Annotated in this window: 14 protein-coding genes; 9 read left to right on the top strand and 5 right to left on the bottom strand. The window is 71.4% G+C overall.

Annotation, left to right across the window (positions count from 1 at the left end):
• The first annotated feature begins 60 nt into the window (after nt 1-60).
• The 4 genes from LNK82_RS06470 to LNK82_RS06485 all read left to right on the top strand — a co-directional run bounded on the left by LNK82_RS06470 (nt 61) and on the right by LNK82_RS06485 (nt 5,052).
• On the top strand, nt 61-591 hold the full coding sequence (locus tag LNK82_RS06470) for a hypothetical protein (RefSeq protein WP_230566009.1): 531 nt from the start codon (nt 61-63) through the stop codon (nt 589-591).
• A gap of 39 nt (nt 592-630) precedes the next feature.
• Nucleotides 631-900, top strand: coding sequence for a GlsB/YeaQ/YmgE family stress response membrane protein (locus tag LNK82_RS06475; protein ID WP_230566010.1), 270 nt, complete (start codon nt 631-633; stop codon nt 898-900).
• Between the two features lie 731 nt (nt 901-1,631).
• The gene (locus tag LNK82_RS06480; protein WP_308257170.1) at nt 1,632-4,244 is read left to right on the top strand and encodes an SNF2-related protein; all 2,613 of its coding nucleotides are present in this window, start codon (nt 1,632-1,634) and stop codon (nt 4,242-4,244) included.
• The gene (locus tag LNK82_RS06485) at nt 4,237-5,052 is read left to right on the top strand and encodes an SWIM zinc finger family protein (RefSeq protein ID WP_230566012.1); all 816 of its coding nucleotides are present in this window, start codon (nt 4,237-4,239) and stop codon (nt 5,050-5,052) included. Before LNK82_RS06480 ends, LNK82_RS06485 begins: the two co-directional genes overlap by 8 nt.
• Here the strand turns inward: LNK82_RS06485 and LNK82_RS06490 are convergent.
• Entirely contained in the window at nt 5,049-5,333 is a 285-nt protein-coding gene (locus tag LNK82_RS06490; RefSeq protein ID WP_230566013.1) for a MoaD/ThiS family protein, read from the bottom strand. The genes LNK82_RS06485 and LNK82_RS06490 overlap by 4 nt on opposite strands.
• Nucleotide 5,334: 1 nt before the next feature.
• Nucleotides 5,335-6,399 (bottom strand): WD40/YVTN/BNR-like repeat-containing protein, encoded by a 1,065-nt coding sequence (locus LNK82_RS06495; RefSeq protein ID WP_230566014.1) that lies wholly within the window; start codon nt 6,397-6,399, stop codon nt 5,335-5,337.
• Between the two features lie 141 nt (nt 6,400-6,540).
• On the opposite strand from LNK82_RS06495, the gene LNK82_RS06500 reads away from it, so the two are divergent.
• Nucleotides 6,541-8,247 (top strand): acyl-CoA dehydrogenase family protein, encoded by a 1,707-nt coding sequence (locus LNK82_RS06500; RefSeq protein ID WP_230566015.1) that lies wholly within the window; start codon nt 6,541-6,543, stop codon nt 8,245-8,247.
• A 259-nt stretch (nt 8,248-8,506) separates the two neighbouring features.
• Nucleotides 8,507-8,926, top strand: a complete 420-nt coding sequence (locus LNK82_RS06505; protein WP_230566016.1) for an ester cyclase — start codon at nt 8,507-8,509, stop codon at nt 8,924-8,926.
• Nucleotides 8,927-9,010: 84 nt separating this feature from the next.
• Here LNK82_RS06505 and cspE read toward each other — a convergent pair whose 3' ends face one another.
• Nucleotides 9,011-9,217, bottom strand: a complete 207-nt coding sequence (gene cspE, locus LNK82_RS06510; protein WP_053717138.1) for a transcription antiterminator/RNA stability regulator CspE — start codon at nt 9,215-9,217, stop codon at nt 9,011-9,013.
• Between the two features lie 245 nt (nt 9,218-9,462).
• Between cspE and LNK82_RS06515 the strand changes: the two genes are divergently transcribed.
• Nucleotides 9,463-9,795: a hypothetical protein gene (locus tag LNK82_RS06515; RefSeq protein ID WP_230566017.1), complete on the top strand. Its 333-nt coding sequence runs from the start codon at nt 9,463-9,465 to the stop codon at nt 9,793-9,795.
• Between the two features lie 23 nt (nt 9,796-9,818).
• The gene (locus tag LNK82_RS06520) at nt 9,819-10,541 is read left to right on the top strand and encodes a hypothetical protein (RefSeq protein ID WP_230566018.1); all 723 of its coding nucleotides are present in this window, start codon (nt 9,819-9,821) and stop codon (nt 10,539-10,541) included.
• A gap of 7 nt (nt 10,542-10,548) precedes the next feature.
• Here the strand turns inward: LNK82_RS06520 and LNK82_RS06525 are convergent, their stop codons facing one another.
• Nucleotides 10,549-11,676 carry a sugar ABC transporter substrate-binding protein gene (locus LNK82_RS06525; protein WP_230566019.1) on the bottom strand — a complete coding sequence of 376 codons (1,128 nt, stop codon included), beginning with the start codon at nt 11,674-11,676 and terminating at the stop codon, nt 10,549-10,551.
• Between the two features lie 309 nt (nt 11,677-11,985).
• On the opposite strand from LNK82_RS06525, the gene LNK82_RS06530 reads away from it, so the two are divergent.
• Nucleotides 11,986-12,147 carry a hypothetical protein gene (locus tag LNK82_RS06530; RefSeq protein ID WP_230566020.1) on the top strand — a complete coding sequence of 54 codons (162 nt, stop codon included), beginning with the start codon at nt 11,986-11,988 and terminating at the stop codon, nt 12,145-12,147.
• Between the two features lie 66 nt (nt 12,148-12,213).
• Here the strand turns inward: LNK82_RS06530 and LNK82_RS06535 are convergent, their stop codons facing one another.
• Entirely contained in the window at nt 12,214-15,159 is a 2,946-nt protein-coding gene (locus tag LNK82_RS06535) for a glycine--tRNA ligase (RefSeq protein ID WP_230566169.1), read from the bottom strand.
• Nucleotides 15,160-15,386 lie beyond the last annotated feature (227 nt).

Genomic DNA, 15,386 nt, shown 5'->3' on the forward strand with positions numbered 1-15,386 from the left:
CGGCACGTGGCCGCGGCCGGTGGCCCGGAATTGTCGGACCCCTCCGCTAGCGTCATCACCATGACGACAACCACGTATGAGAACGCGGTCCGCATCGGCTCCACGACCTACCAGGTGGTGGCCACCGCCGACCCGGACCTCTCCGTCGACCTGGCCGGTGTGGACGCCTCGGGCGTCCTGGTGGCGGAGGGCACCATCCGCCTGCCCGCGGACGCGGGCGCGAAGATCGGCAAGTTGCTCGCGCAGGTGCTGGAGGCGTTGGGCAGGCTGAGCACACCGTCCCCGCTCTCGGCCCGCGACCGCCCGGCGAACGCCAACCAACCGTGGAGCCGGGACCTGGACGACGGCCTGCGCGCCGACTGGCTGGCCGCCACCACCGAGACCCCGACCGCCGACCTGATCCGTTCGATCGCCAAGCGGCTGGAGCGCTCCCCCACCTCGATCAGGTCACGGCTGGCGAGGGTGGGCTGCGACCCGGACGTGCCCGGCCGGGAGCTGTCCTCCGACGGCGCGCAGGTGTTCCGGGTTCAGGGTCGGGATCAGGGGCGGGTCAGGGGCAAACCCGATTCGGGAGGGGAGGGTGTCGAGTGATGCTCGAGGTGGACGCGTAGGGCGAGGAAAGGACCTCTCGTGGAGATCACCGGGCTCATCTCGGCGCTGTTCATCGGCGTGGTCGTCGGTGGCCTTGGGCGGCTGGTCGTGCCGGGCAGGCAGAAGATCTCGATGGTGATGACGCTGCTGGTCGGTATCGCGGCGGCCCTGGTGGGCACCTTCGCGGCGTCCGTCATCGGCGTCTCGACCACCTCGGGCATCGACTGGATCGAACTGGCCCTGCAAGTCGGCCTGGCCGCCGTCGGCGTCACCACCCTGGCCCGCCGGAGGTCCCGCCAACCCCAGTGACCGACCTCCCCCCCGGCAGGCCGCCCGGTCCAACCCCGTCCGGCCTGCCACGGCCCCCACGCGACGCTCCGGCCACCGAGGCCCGCGTGAGGTGGGTAGGTGCGCCCGGATACGCGGCCGGGTGCCTGTGATGTCGCGCGAGCGGGTGCTATCGCCGATGCATGGGAGGGACGAGTAGGAGCGCAGCCAGGTGCCCGGCTGAGAGCGAAGGGCGGGTGGGGCTGCGAGGTCCGTGAGGTGGCTCGGCATTGACCGGGTGCTCGGGGGCGGCTCGCACGCCAGGTGCATCGGGCGGACGGCGCGGCCAGGGCATGCGACGGGGAATGGTGCGGGGTGTGCAGTGGGGCCGGTGGCAGGTGGGGCTGTTGGTGGCCGGCTGGGTGGGGGTGGGTTGGGGATGAGGTGGCGGTAGGCGCATAGTGCTGTCCGTGTTGGTGCTGCATGCGTTGGGCGTGGGTGGCGGGCGGGTTGGGGTTTGGGTGGAGGATTCGCTCTTGCCGGAGCGGGTCGGTGGGCGGTTGCCCCGGCGGGCGGTGAGGCATCCGTTTGCGGTTGACGGGGAAGGGCTCGCGCGGTTGGTCGGTGGGGTGCTCGGGGAGGTTTCCGTTCGGTTGCCTTCCTACGCCGGTGGGCCGGTCGGGTCTCCCGAGTTGGTCAGGGAGGCCGTCGGTGGGCGGCGGGGTGCTCTTCGGTGGCGGGAGTGGGCGGTTCCGGTTGCCTGGGTCGAGGGGGTGGCCGGATCGCTGCCGCCGGACTGCCGGGGTGGGGCTTCGTGGAAGTTCCTGATCGACGTCCTCGAGTTCGGGCGGGAGCTGGTTCGGCGAGGGCGGGTGCTGCCTTCGCTGGACGGGGACGGGTGCGCGCGGTGGCGGGCGGCGTTGTCCGGGGTGGACGCGTTGCGGTTCGCGGCGTTGCGGGCGAGCGTGCCGCCGTCGTTCCTGGGCTCCGACGGACCTGGCGACCTGGTCCAGGAAGTGCTGGACCGCGCGGTCGACCGTGAGGTCCGGGTGGCGTTGCGAGGTGCCCGGCCCGCTGGTGACGGCGTGGTCGGGCAGTGGCTGAACGCGTTGGTGGACGAGCCGCGCGTGGTCGGTGAAGTGGGTGCGTTGCGGGCCAAGGTGGCGGCTTGGCGGGCCAACGGGTTGCAGGAGAGTCCTGTTCGGACCTGCTTCCGGCTCAGCTCGCCCGACCAGGGCGGCATGGCGAAGGACGGGTGGCGGGTCGAGTTCCTGCTCCAGGCCGTGGACGAGCCCAGCGTCGTGGTGACGGCGGAACAGTTGTGGCACAAGCAGGACGCGGTGTTGCGGCGGTGGGTCGGTCGACCGGAGGACGTGCTGCTCGGCGACCTGGGACGGGCCGGTCGGCTCTACCCGGCGTTGGACCGGGCGCTCTCCGCCCGCCGGCCGGTGGAGCTGGAACTGGACGTCGAAGGCGCCTACGACTTCCTCCAGCACGCGGCGGTGTTGGCGGAGGCCGGCTTCGGCGTGATGCTGCCCTCGTGGTGGCGTCAACCCCACCGCCTCGGGCTCCGGCTCACGGCCACCAGTCGCGGCACGGCGGGTCAGGTCGCGAAGGAGAGCGAACTCGGGCTGAAGGTCCTGGTCGACTACCAGTGGGAACTGGCCGTCGGCGACGAACGGCTGACCGAGGCCGAGCTGCAGTCCCTCGCCGAGGCCAAGGTCCCGCTGGTCCGGGTCCGCGGCCAGTGGGTGCACGTCGACCCGAAACGCCTCGCCGCGGGCCTCGCCTTCCTCAAGCGCGGCGGCGGGCAGATGACCGCCGCGCAGGTCCTGCTGCACTCCGGCCTGCACCCCGAGGACGCCGACCTGCCCCTGCCGCTGAACGGCGTCAGCGCCACCGGCTGGCTCGGCGACCTGCTCTCCGGCGAGGTCGAGCACCACCTGGAGCCGGTCGGGAAGCCGAGCGGCCTGGTCGCCGAGCTGCGGCCCTACCAGCAGCGCGGCCTGGCCTGGCTCGCGTTCCTCGACCGGCTGGGCCTGGGCGCGTGCCTGGCCGACGACATGGGCCTCGGCAAGACCGTCCAACTGCTGGCCCTGGAAGCGCACAACCGCGCGCACGGCGCCCGCCTGCCGACGCTGCTGGTCTGCCCGATGTCGGTGGTCGGCAACTGGCAGCGCGAAGCCGCCCGCTTCACCCCCGGCCTGGAGGTGCGCGTCTACCACGGCGCGGACCGCGCCCTCGACACCGACTGCGACCTCGTCATCACCACCTACGCGGTCGTCGCGCGCGACGCCGGGAAGCTCGCCGACGTGAGCTGGGACCGGGTCGTGCTCGACGAGGCTCAGAACATCAAGAACAGCTCCACGCGGCAGTCGAAGGTCGTGCGCGCCCTGCCCGCACGGCACCGCGTGGCGTTGACCGGCACCCCGGTGGAGAACCGGCTGGCCGAGCTGTGGTCGATCATGGACTTCGTCAACCCCGGCGTCCTGGGCACGGTCAGCACGTTCCGCGCCCGCTTCGCCGTGCCCATCGAACGCCACCACGACGAGGACGCCGCCGTCCGCCTGCGCCGGATCACCGGCCCGTTCGTGCTCCGCCGCCTCAAGACCGACCCGCGGATCATCACCGACCTGCCGGACAAGATCGAGGTCAAGCAGCTGTGCACGCTGACCGCCGAACAGGCCACGCTCTACCAGGCCGTGGTGGACGACATGCTGGCCAAGATCGCCGAGGCGGAGGGCGTCAAGCGCAAGGGCCTGGTCCTGGCCACGATGTCCCGCCTCAAGCAGGTGTGCAACCACCCGGCGCAACTCCTCGGTGACGGCTCCCGCGTCGCCGGCCGCTCCGGCAAGCTCGCCCGACTCGAAGAAGTCCTGGACGAAGCGCTGGCCGACGGCGACAAGGCGTTGTGCTTCACGCAGTTCACCGCCTTCGGCTCGCTCGTGGTGCCCCACCTGGCCGCCCGCTTCGACACCGAAGTGCTCTACCTGCACGGCGGCACGCCCAAGCGGCAGCGCGACGAGATGGTGCGGCGGTTCCAGGCGCAGGACGGCCCGTCGATCTTCGTGCTCTCGCTGAAGGCCGGCGGCACGGGGCTGAACCTGACCGCCGCCAACCACGTGATCCACCTCGACCGCTGGTGGAACCCGGCCGTGGAGGACCAGGCCACCGACCGGGCGTTCCGCATCGGCCAGCGCAACCACGTGCAGGTGCGCAAGTTCGTCTGCGTCGGCACGCTGGAGGAGCGGATCGACCGGATGATCGAGGAGAAGCGCGGGTTGGCCCAGCTCGTGGTCGGCGCGGGCGAGGACTGGCTGACCGAGATGTCCACCGGCGAGCTGCGCGAGCTGTTCGCCCTGTCCGGGGAGGCCGTCGGTGACTGACTGGCACGGGTACCACCCGCCTGCGCGGCCGATCCGGGTCGAGGGCGGCCTCACGTTGCGCAGCAAGCGGGGCGACATCGCGCAGACGTGGTGGTCGCGCCGGTTCCTGGAGGTGCTGGAGTCGTTCGGCATGGCCGCCCGCCTCGCCCGCGGCCGGGCGTACGCGCGCACCGGCCAGGTGATGAGCCTGTCCCTGTCGTCCAGCCTGGTGGTGGCGCTGGTGACCGGGACGCGTCCCGAGCCGTACCGGGCGCGGATCGGGGTGCGGAAGTTCACCGACGACGACTGGCGGCGCATCGAGCACGCGCTGGCCGACCGGGCGATCTTCGCGGCCAAGCTGCTGGCGGGCGAGATGCCGCCGGAGATCGAGGACGTGTTCGCCGACCTCGGCCTCGCCCTCTTCCCGAGCACGATGCGCGAGCTGCACATGGACTGCACGTGCCCGGACTGGGAAGTGCCGTGCAAGCACCTCGCCGCCACCTGCTACCTGCTCGCCGAGTCGTTCGACACCGACCCGTTCGAGATCCTGGCCTGGCGCGGGCGGTCCCGCGAGGACCTGCTCGACCGGCTGCGCGACCTGCGCGCGCCCATCCCGCCCGACGAGCCCACGACACCTCAGGCGCCACCGGAGGACTCGTTCGAGACCTTCTGGGCACGCCCGAAGGTCGCCGAGGTCGTGCCGGACGTCGTCGAGCCGACCACGAGGCGCCCGGACGCGCTGCTCGACCAGCTCGAACCGCTCGTCGTGGACGGCCGTTCGGTGACCGACGAGCTGCGCCCGCTGTACCGGCGGCTCGCGAAGCCCTAGCCGCCCGCGACCGACGGCAGGATCCGCACCTCCGCGTCCGGGCGCAACGAGGTGCCGGCGCCGGACAGCCGGCGGCACTCCTCGCCGTCCACGTAGAAGTTCACGTAGCGGCGCAGCCCGGCCCGCTCGTCGCGCAACCTGCGGTCCAGCAACGGGTACCGCGCGGCCAGGTGGTCGAGCAGCGCCCCCAGCGTGGCGGGCTCGGGCAGGTCGACCTCCAGCCTCGCCTGGTCGCCCGCCGCCTGCCGGAGCGGCCCGGGGATCAGCACGAGCACCCGCACGTCACACCTCCGCCGCCCGCACGCACAGCACGTCGGGCAGGTGCTCGGCGATCCGCCGCCAGCTGTCGCCCTCGTCGGCGCTCGCGTACACCTCGCCCGACCGCGACCCGAAGTAGACGCCGGCCGGGCTCGCCGCGTCCGTGCACATCGCGTCACGCATCACGGCCGTCCAGAACCCGTCGGGCAGCCCGACCCGCAACGCCTCCCACGACGACCCCGCGTCCGACGACCGGTACACCGCGCACTGCCCGCCGGGCGGGAACCGGTGGCCGTCCGCGGTCAGCGGGAACGTGTAGACCACGTCCGGGTCGTGCGGGTGGCTGACCACGGCGAAACCGAAGTCCGCGGGCAGGCCGTCCGCGATCGACGCCCACGTCTCCCCCGCGTCTTCCGACCGGTACACGCCGTGGTGGTTCTGCAGGAACAGCCGCTCCGGCCGGGACGGGTGCCGGCTCACCTTGTGCACGCACTGGCCGAACTCCGGGTACTGGTCGGCCAGGAAGTACGCCTTGATGCCGGTGTTGCCCGGCTCCCACGACGACCCGCCGTCGAACGTCCGGTACACGCCGCCGGTGGACATCGCCACGGTCAGCCGCAGCGGGTCGACCGGGTCCGGCAGCACGGTGTGGATCGCCTGCCCGCCGAACCCCTCGCCCCACAGCTCGCGGTGCGGGTGCTTCCACAAGCCCTCGACCAGCGAGTACGTCCGACCGCCGTCCTCGGAGCGGAACAACGCCGACGGCTGCGTGCCCGCGTACACGACCTCCGGGTCGGGCGTGAGCGCCAGCTGCCACACCCGTTCCAGCGCGGCGTCCGCCGGGAACGCGATGGGTGCGTGGTCCGGTTCCTTCCAGGTCACGCCGAGGTCGTCGCTGGTCACGACGGTCGGCCCGAAGTGGGGACTGCTCGTGCCGACCAGGAGCCGCGGCCGGTCGCGGCGGCCCTCGATCGCGATCGCGTAGACCTCGGTCATCGGGTGGTGCGGTCCGCTGAGGCTCCACGACGTGCGGTCTTCACTGGTCGCGAGCCACAGGCCCTTGCGGGTGCCGATGGCGAGCAGATTCATGACAACCCCTCAGCTTGTGACGCGCAGCACACTAACCCTTCGGCCGCCGCCCCGCAGCCGGCGGCGAGCTCGCGTCCCGAGCACGAGGAGCCGGCCAAGTTACCGACTGGTAGCGTGCGGCGGCGACGAAGGGAGAACCCCGTGCTGTTCGACCCGAACACCCACGACTTCGGACACCTGGACGCGGAGAGCCGCCGCCTGCTGCGCGCGACCGTCGACTGGTTCGAGGAGCGCGGCAAGCGCCGCCTGATCGCCGACGACCAGGCCAAGGTCTGGTACACCGAGTTCCTGGACTTCGTCGCGCGCGAGAAGCTGTTCGCGACCTTCTGCACGCCCGCGGCCGAGGCCGACGGCAACCGCGACAAGCGCTGGGACGCCGCCCGCAACGCCGCGCTGAGCGAAGTCCTCGGCTTCTACGGCCTCCAGTACTGGTACGCCTGGCAGGTCACCGTGCTGGGGCTGGGCCCGATCTGGATGAGCGACAACGCGGTGGCCCGCAAGAAGGCCGCCGAACTCCTCGACCAGGGCTCGGTGTTCGCGTTCGGACTGTCGGAGAAGGAGCACGGCGCGGACGTCTACTCCACCGACATGGTCCTCACGCCCACCGCCACGGGCTTCACCGCGTCCGGCGGGAAGTACTACATCGGCAACGGCAACGTGGCCGGCATGGTGTCGGTCTTCGGCCGCCGCGCGGACGTCGAGGGCCCCGACGGGTACGTGTTCTTCGCCGTCGACTCGCAGCACGAGAAGTTCACGCTGGTCAAGAACGTGGTCGACTCGCAGATGTTCGTCAGCGAGTTCCACCTGGACGACTACCCGGTGTCCCCGGACGACGTCCTGCACACCGGCCCGGACGCGTTCAGCGCCGCCCTCAACACGGTCAACGTGGGCAAGTTCAACCTGTGCACGGCCTCGATCGGCATCGACGAGCACGCGTTCTACGAGGCCATCACGCACGCCCACAACCGGATCCTGTACGGCAAGCGGGTCACCGACTTCCCGCACGTCCGGCAGAACTTCGTGGACGCCTACGCCCGCCTGGTCGCCATGAAGCTGTTCGCCGACCGCTCGGTGGACTACTTCCGCAGCGCCTCCCCCGAAGACCGCCGCTACCTGCTGTTCAACCCGATCACCAAGATGAAGGTCACCAGCGAGGGCGAGCGGGTCGTCGACCTGCTGTGGGACGTGATCGCGGCCAAGGGCTTCGAGAAGGACACCTACTTCTCGATGGCCGCCCGCGACATCCGGGCGCTGCCGAAGCTGGAGGGCACGGTCCACGTCAACCTCGCCCTCGTGCTCAAGTTCATGCCGAACTACCTGTTCCAGCCCACCGCTTACGCCGACGTCCCGACCAGGCACGACCAGGCCGACGACGGGTTCTTCTGGCACCAGGGACCGGCCCGCGGCCTCGGCCGGGTCACGTTCCAGGACTGGGAGACCGCCTACCGCGAGCACGCGCACGTGCCCAACGTGGCCCGCTTCCACGAGCAGGCCCGTGCGCTGCGCACCCTGCTCACCACCGCCGCACCGGATGCGGAGCAGCAGCAGGACCTGGACTTCCTGCTCAACCTCGGCCACCTGTTCACGCTGGTCGTCTACGGCCAGCTCGTGCTGGAGCAGGCCCGGATCACCGACCTGGACGCCGACGTGCTGGACCAGGTGTTCGACGTCCTGGTGCGCGACTTCTCGGCCTACGCGGTCGCGCTGCACGGCAAGGCGTCGTCCACCGAGGCGCAGCAGCGCTGGGCCGTCGAGCAGGTCCGCAAGCCCGTTGTCGACCAGGCCCGCTTCGAACGCGTCTGGAGCAAGGTGGCGGCGCTGTCCGGCGCATACGAAATGCGCCCGTGAGCGATCACGGTAAGGCGGTGGGTGTTCACCACCGCCTTACCGGCGAAGCCCCGGGTAAACGATTAACCGCGTCCGGTAGTCGGTCGGCCCGCACCGGCAATCGCACCAATCACGACCACTCCGACCGGACGTCGCGCACACGGCCCGACGGGTGAACGCGCGCCCGATCCGGGACCACTCGGCGCGGATGCCGTCTTGACTGGCGGGTGCGCTGCGTGTTTCGTCGTCAGCTACCGACGAACCGGAGGGAATCGCGCGCATGACCGCGTCCAAGGCACTGCGGGCCCTGCGGGAGGCGATCGTCCTGGAGCACCTGGAGTCGGAGAACGAACACGAGTTCGACACCGCTGTCGGCGCCTTCGACCACCCGCGGTGCGAGATCGTGGCGACCGGCCAGGTGTTCGACGGCCGGGCCGAGGTCACCGGCTACTACGCGCGCGTCCGCGACGCGTTCCCGGACCGGCGCAGCACGCTGGTCGAGCTGCACCACGCCGACGGCGCGGTGATCGTCGAACTGGAGCTGCGGGGCACCCACCAGCGCAGTCTCGGCGGCGAGGAGCCGACGGGGCGTGCCTACCGCGTGCGCACGACGGCGTTCTTCGTCTTCGACGACGCCCGGCTGGTGGGCAAGCGGGTCTACGGCGGGCAGGCCGACGAGGCGCCCGCGCTGATCACCTGAGCGACGATTCGGGCCGCCACCCCCCGCTGCTGCGAGGTGTGGCGGCCCGAAAAGATCCAGGTCCTGGTGGTGACCCGGATTAGGTCAGAGCGGTCGAACCGTCTGCGCCTGCGGGCCCTTCTGGCCCTGGCCGATCTCGAACTCCACCCGCTGGTTCTCTTCCAGGGTGCGGTAGCCGTTGCTCTGGATCTCCGAGTAGTGCACGAACACGTCGGCGCCACCGTTGTCCGGGGAGATGAAGCCGAAGCCCTTCTCCGCGTTGAACCACTTGACGGTGCCCTGAACTGCCATCTTGCTACTTCTCCTCTAACAGGTGCCGGATCGCGCTTGCGACCACCGGGTCAGCTAGGGCCCCGGCCCCTCCTGGCGAGGAAAGTTCGGCGCCCGCAACTCCGTTCCGCGAGCGTGGTGGAACACGAACACAGAAAGGTACGACCGAAGACAGTCAACCACGAGATCCCGCCGGCAGTCGAGCGGAAGAATGCGGCGAGTCGCACTGCTACCGTGGGCGAGGTCGCGATCACAGGGGGTCTCCGATGCCTGAACCGATGCTGGTCTCCATCGCCGCGTCGCTCGCCACGCGGGCCGTCGCCGGCCTGTACGAGCTGGTCCGCGCGAAGTTCGCGGACGATCCCGTCGCCACCGCGGCGCTCACCGCCGCCGAAGGCGCGTCCGAGGACTCGCCGCAGGTCAGGGCGTTGGGCGAAACGCTGGAGCGGACCATCGAGGCCGATCCCGCCTTCGGTGCCGAGCTTCGGGCCCACCACGCCGTCACGCAGACCGGCCGGGTGACCAACCAGATCTCCGGCACGGTGCACGGCAACGTCGTGCAGGCGGGCGACATCCAGGGCGGCATCAGGTTCAAGTAACCCCGCCGGGTGAAGATGGGGTGGTGCACCCGCTCCACCTGCCCCAGTCCCGGCTGCTGTTCTTCTTCCTCGGCCTGGTGCTCACCTTCGTCTTCATCCGGATCAGCGTCCGCCTGATCAGGGCCAAGGTGCGCTGGTGGCCGGGCAACTTCACCCCCGGTGGCACGCACATCCACCACGTCGTGTTCGGCACCGTCTTCATGCTGCTCGGCGGCGTGATCGGGTTGGCCGTGCCGGACGACCAGCACGGGGTGCGGGTTGCCGCAGCGGCTCTGCTCGGCGTCGGCGCGGCTCTCGTGCTCGACGAGTTCGCGCTGCTGCTGCACCTGCGCGACGTGTACTGGACCAAGGACGGCCGGCTCTCCGTGGACGCGGTGTTCCTGGCCATCGGGATGACCGGCCTGCTGCTGATCGGCGCCCGTCCGCTCGGCTACGAGGAGTTCTACGGCGAGGGCGTGGCCGTGCGCGTGCTGATCATCCTGGTCCACCTCGGGTTCGCCATCGTGGCGCTGCTCAAGGGCAAGGTGTGGACCGGGCTGATCGGCCTGCTGGTGCCCGTGCTGCCGGAGATCGGCGCCGTGCGGCTGGCCCGCCCCGGCTCACCGTGGGCCCGCTGGCGGTACACCGAGGGCTCGCGCAAGCTGCGCCGGGCGTACCGCCGGGAGGCCCGCATCCGCCAGCCGCTGATCCGGGTGAAGATCCGGGTGCAGGAGTTCATCTCCGGGCGACACGACGAGGAGGGCTAGGGCGGCCCTAGGCCGGCGCGTGGCCGTCTAGTTGGTCAGGATGCCCAGCTCGGTGCAGTCGTCCGCGGTGTCGCCGGCGCACAGGTCCGCGTGCTTGACCACGCCCTCGGCCACCAGCGCGCACGTTGTCCCGGGTGATCAGGTCCGCGCCCAGCAGCACCGACTTCACGTCCCGCTTCGCCACGAGGTCGCGGGTGTTGCCGGTGGCCAGGTCGTCCGCGCCGCTGAGGTCGCCGCGGGCCACCGCGATGGCCAGCCGCGCCGCCGCCTCGGCCTCGTCCCGGATCGGCTTGTAGACCGTCATGCACTGCTCGCCGCGCAGGATCGAGCGCAGGCCCTCCAGCGTGGCGTCCTGGCCGGTCACCGGCACCCGGCCGGCCAGGCCCTTGGCCTTGAGCACCTCGATCGCCGCGCCGGCCAGCCCGTCGTTGGCCGCGACCACGCCGTCCACCGCGCCGCCGTTGGCGAGAAGCATCTGCTCGAACGCGGCCTTGCCGAGCAGCGGGTCCCACTTGTCGATCGGCTTGCTGTCCACCAGCTTCAACGCGCCCGTGTCGTACTTCGGGCCGAGCTTGCGGCGCTGGCCGTCGAAGAACAGGGTGGCGTTGTTGTCCGTCGGCGCGCCCTGCAACTCGATGATCCGCGCGCCCTGCTTCTCGCCGAGGCACTTGAGCAGCCCCTCGGCCTGCAGCTCGCCGACGTTGAGGTTGTCGAACGAGACGTAGTAGTCGGCCTGGCCGCCCAGGCTGATCCGGTCGTAGTTGATGACCGGGATGCCCGCGTCCCGCGCCTTGCGCTCGACCGCCGCGCCGCCCTCGGGGCTCAGCGGCGTGGTCATCAGCACCTTCACGCCGCGCCCGATCATCTCGTCGGCGATGCTGGCGAACCTGGCCTCGTCACCGTCCGCGTTCTCGATCACGCCCTCGATGCCCGCGAAGTTCAGCGCCTGGAGCAGCAGCGGCCGGTCCTGGTCCTCCCACCGGTCCGACGACGACCGGTCGGGCAGGATCACGCCGACCACCGGCCGCGGCGCGCGGCTGCCCGTCGGGGGCGCGAGCGGGTCGACCGCCGTGCCGCAGCCGGCGGCGAGCAGGACGAGGAGACCGCAGGACACGGCTCTGACTAGCCTTCGCATTCGCCAACCCCTTGCGCGGGCACATCGACGTCGACCCGGGAAATACGGAATGTCCCGAATTCCATCCCTCCGGGTGCGGGTTCGTCAAGACGTAGCAACCCCGCAGCTCCGAATGGTCTTCCCCATTCGGACAGTTGACCTTCCCGGAACATCGAAGTCGCTGGTCGGGGCGTTACAGAGCGTACTTATCACGCTCCGCACCCGATTGGTCACGCAGCCGGCAGATGCGGAAAGGGGACTCCCGTTCGGACGAATTGTGTGCGATGGTGTCGCGTGCCGAACCCTGGCCGGGTGTGTGAGGAGAACAGCGTGAGAATCGTCCCCGCAGCGCTGGTGGCCGCGATCGCCGCGGCACTGCTCGCCTTGGGCGCCGGGCCGGCCGCCGCCGAACAGGTCACGCCGGACCTCGCCGTCGCCAGTTCGCCGTCGCCGGCCCAGTTCCTGACGAGCGAAGACAACCGCGACATGTAGTGGCAGACCGAGATCCCCGCCCTCCGGCGAGCCGGCGAGCGGGGATCTTCGTCGTGCACGGGTCCGTCAGCCCAGCGCGGTGCCCAGGGCCTGCCAGTCCAGCACCGGCGCGGCCAGGTCGCGGATCGCCGCCAGCAGCCCCAGCCTGGCCCGCCGCACGTCGGCGTCCTCGGCCATCACCAGCACCTCGTCGAAGAACGTGTTCACCGGCCCGGTGAGCCCGTTCGCGGCGGCGACGAACGCGGCCGGCCCCGTGACGCCGGCCGGCACGTCGGCCAGCGCCTTGTGCAACGCCACCTCGGCGGGCTCCACGAGAGCCTCCGGGTCGTACTCGCCCACGGTGTCCGCGGGCACGATCCGCCGCACCCGCTGCAACGCCGCCACCAGCGCGGCGAAGTCCGGGTCGCCGGCCAGCCCCGTCAGCTCGGCCAACGTCGCGTCGGCCACCGCGGGCGCGTCGGCCAGCGGCAGCACGGCGTTGACGAACCGGTGGTCGTGCCCGGCGTCGAGGAGCTGCTGCTCGTACCGCCGCACGGCGAACTCGCGGGCCGTGTCCAGCGCCTCAGCGGACACCTCCAGCTCTTGGGCGGCCAGCGCCAGCGCCTTGGTCAGCGTGAGGTCCTTCAGGTCCGGGAACGCCCGCAGCACGCTCACCGCACCCAGCGCCGCCCGCCGCAGCCCGAACGGGTCGGAGCTGCCCGTCGGGTTCGCCCCGATGCCGAACAGCCCGGCCAGCAGGTCGAACCGGTCGGCCAGCGACAGCAGCGCGCCGGGCGTGGACGACGGCACCGCGTCACCCGCCGAGCGCGGCAGCTCCATCTCCCACAGCGCCCGCGCGACCTCGGGGGTCTCCCCCGCCCGCTCGGCGTACTCGCGGGCCATCACGCCGGCGAGGCTCGACAGCTCGATCACCATCTGCGAGCCGAGGTCGAACTTGGCCAGCTCGCCCGCGCGCGCCAGGGTCTCGTCGGCCGCGCCGACCTCCTCGGCGAACCGCCGCGCGAGCGCCGCGATCCGGCCCGCCCGGTCGGCCATCGACCCGAGCTTGTCGGCGAACGTGAGCTTCTCCAGCCCGGCCTTCATGTCCTCCAACGGCGTGCGCAGGTCGGCGCGCCAGAAGAACGCCGCGTCCTCGTACCGGGCGCGCAGCACGGCCTCGTTGCCCGCGCGCACGATGTCGACGTCCACCTCGCCGTTCGCCACCGCCACGAAGTGGGGCAGCAGCGAGCCGTCCTGGGCGCGCACCGGCAGGTACCGCTGGTGCTTGCGCATCACGGTGGTGAGGATCTGGGCGGGCAGCTCCAGGTAGCGCTCCTCGAACGAGCCGAGGATCGGCGTCGGCCGCTCGACCAGGTTCGTGACCTCGTCCAGCACGCCCTCGAAGTCCACGACCCCGCCCACGGACGCGGCCAGCTCCTCGGCGCGGGCCACGATGGCGTCACGTCGCCGTCGCGCCGACGCGTCGATGCCGTGCCCGGCCAGGAACTCCAGGTAACCGTCCGCCGCGGGCACGTCGACCACGGGCGTGGCCGCGGTGCGGTGCACGCGGGTCTTCGGCTCGGCGGCCAGCGACGACACCGCGACCGGCACGGGCGTCGTGCCCAGCAGGGCGAGCAGCCAGCGGATCGGGCGGGTGAACGACAGCTTCGGGTCGTTCCACTTCATGTTCTTCTCGGCGCGCAGCTCGGACACCACCTCGCCGAGCAGCCCGCTGAGCACCTCCACCGCGCCGCGACCGGGGTCCGTGCGCACGAGGGCGACGTGCTCGACGCCGTTCTCGGTGACGCGGCCGAGCGCGTCGACGTCCACGCCCTGGCCGCGGGCGAAGCCCTGCACGGCCTTGGTCGGGTTGCCGTCGGCGTCGAAGGCGGCGGACACGCGGGGGCCCCGCACGGTCTTCTCCGCATCCGGCTCGCGCGGCGCGACGTCGGGCACCAGCACGACGATCCGGCGCGGTGTGCCGTGCACCTCGACCGCGCCGTGCGCCAGCCTGGTCGCGCCGAGCTTGTCGGCCACGGCCTTGCCGACCGCCTCGACGGTCCGGGTCACCTCGGCGGGCGGCAGCTCCTCCGCGCCGATCTCGAACAGCAGCGTGCTCGGGGCCGTGACCTCGGCGAACGTGTCCGGCACGGTGGCCGCGGCGGGCGCCTCGGCCAGCCCGAGCGGGTGGCCGAGCTCCTCGCGCCGCGCCGCCCACAGCCCGGCGACCTCCCGGGCCAGGCCGCGCATCCGGCCGAACGCGCGGGCCCGCTCGGTGGTGCTGATCGCGCCACGCGCGTCGAGCACGTTGAACGCGTGCGAGCACTTGAGCACGTAGTTGTGCGCGGGCACGGGCAGCCGCGCGTCGAGCATCCGGCGCGCCTCGGCGGCGTACTCCTCGAACAGCCGCTTGTTCGCCTCCACGTCGGCGTCGTCGAGGTAGTAGCGGCTCATCTCGTACTCGGCCTGGCCGAACGCCTCGCCGTAGGAGATGCCGGGCGCGTAGGAGATGTCCTTGAAGTGGTCGACACCCTGCAGGGCCATCATGATGCGTTCGATGCCGTAGGTGATCTCCACCGACACCGGGTCGAGCGACATGCCGCCCGCCTGCTGGAAGTAGGTGAACTGGGTGATCTCCAACCCGTCCAGCCACACCTCCCAGCCGAGGCCCCAGGCGCCGAGCGCGGGCGAGGCCCAGTTGTCCTCCACGAACCGCACGTCGTGCGCCCGCACGTCGATGCCGAGCGCTTCGAGGCTGCCCAGGTACAGCTCCTGGGGGTTACCCGGGTCGGGCTTGAGGATGACCTGGAACTGGGTGTGGGTCTGCAGCCGGTTCGGGTTCTCGCCGTACCGCGCGTCGTCGGGCCGAACGCTCGGTTCGACGTAGGACACGCGCCAGGGCTCCGGACCCAGCACCCTCAGCACGGTGGCGGGGTTCAACGTACCGGCGCCGACTTCGGTGTTGTACGGCTGCACGACGACGCAGCCCCGTTCGGTCCAGTACCTGGTCAGCGCGAGCAGCGCATCCTGCATGGTCAGCACGGTGGCAGTCTACGAACGCGGGACCGCGGACCTCACAATCGGGTAACCGACCTGGTCAGCCCGCCCGCGGACCGGTATCACCACGTCCGGCGAACGCGCTGTGCGACGCTGGTGGCAACCTGGGCGGCCCGCCATGCGTCCACTGGGACGAACCCGGGTACATGGGAGGAGTGGGAGTGGACAACCGGCCGCCGAGGCCAGGCGAACCCGATGGGTTC

The sequence above is a fragment of the Saccharothrix luteola genome (genome assembly GCF_020859565.1).
GTDB lineage: Bacteria > Actinomycetota > Actinomycetes > Mycobacteriales > Pseudonocardiaceae > Actinosynnema > Actinosynnema luteola.

Coding starts and splice junctions, on each gene's coding strand:
- LNK82_RS06470 (WP_230566009.1), top strand. CDS start 61: ATGACGACAACCACGTATGAGAACGCGGTCCGCATCGGCTCCACGACC.
- LNK82_RS06495 (WP_230566014.1), bottom strand. CDS start 6,399: ATGAATCTGCTCGCCATCGGCACCCGCAAGGGCCTGTGGCTCGCGACC.
- LNK82_RS06505 (WP_230566016.1), top strand. CDS start 8,507: ATGACCGCGTCCAAGGCACTGCGGGCCCTGCGGGAGGCGATCGTCCTG.
- cspE (WP_053717138.1), bottom strand. CDS start 9,217: ATGGCAGTTCAGGGCACCGTCAAGTGGTTCAACGCGGAGAAGGGCTTC.
- LNK82_RS06515 (WP_230566017.1), top strand. CDS start 9,463: ATGCCTGAACCGATGCTGGTCTCCATCGCCGCGTCGCTCGCCACGCGG.
- LNK82_RS06525 (WP_230566019.1), bottom strand. CDS start 11,676: ATGCGAAGGCTAGTCAGAGCCGTGTCCTGCGGTCTCCTCGTCCTGCTC.
- LNK82_RS06535 (WP_230566169.1), bottom strand. CDS start 15,159: ATGCAGGATGCGCTGCTCGCGCTGACCAGGTACTGGACCGAACGGGGC.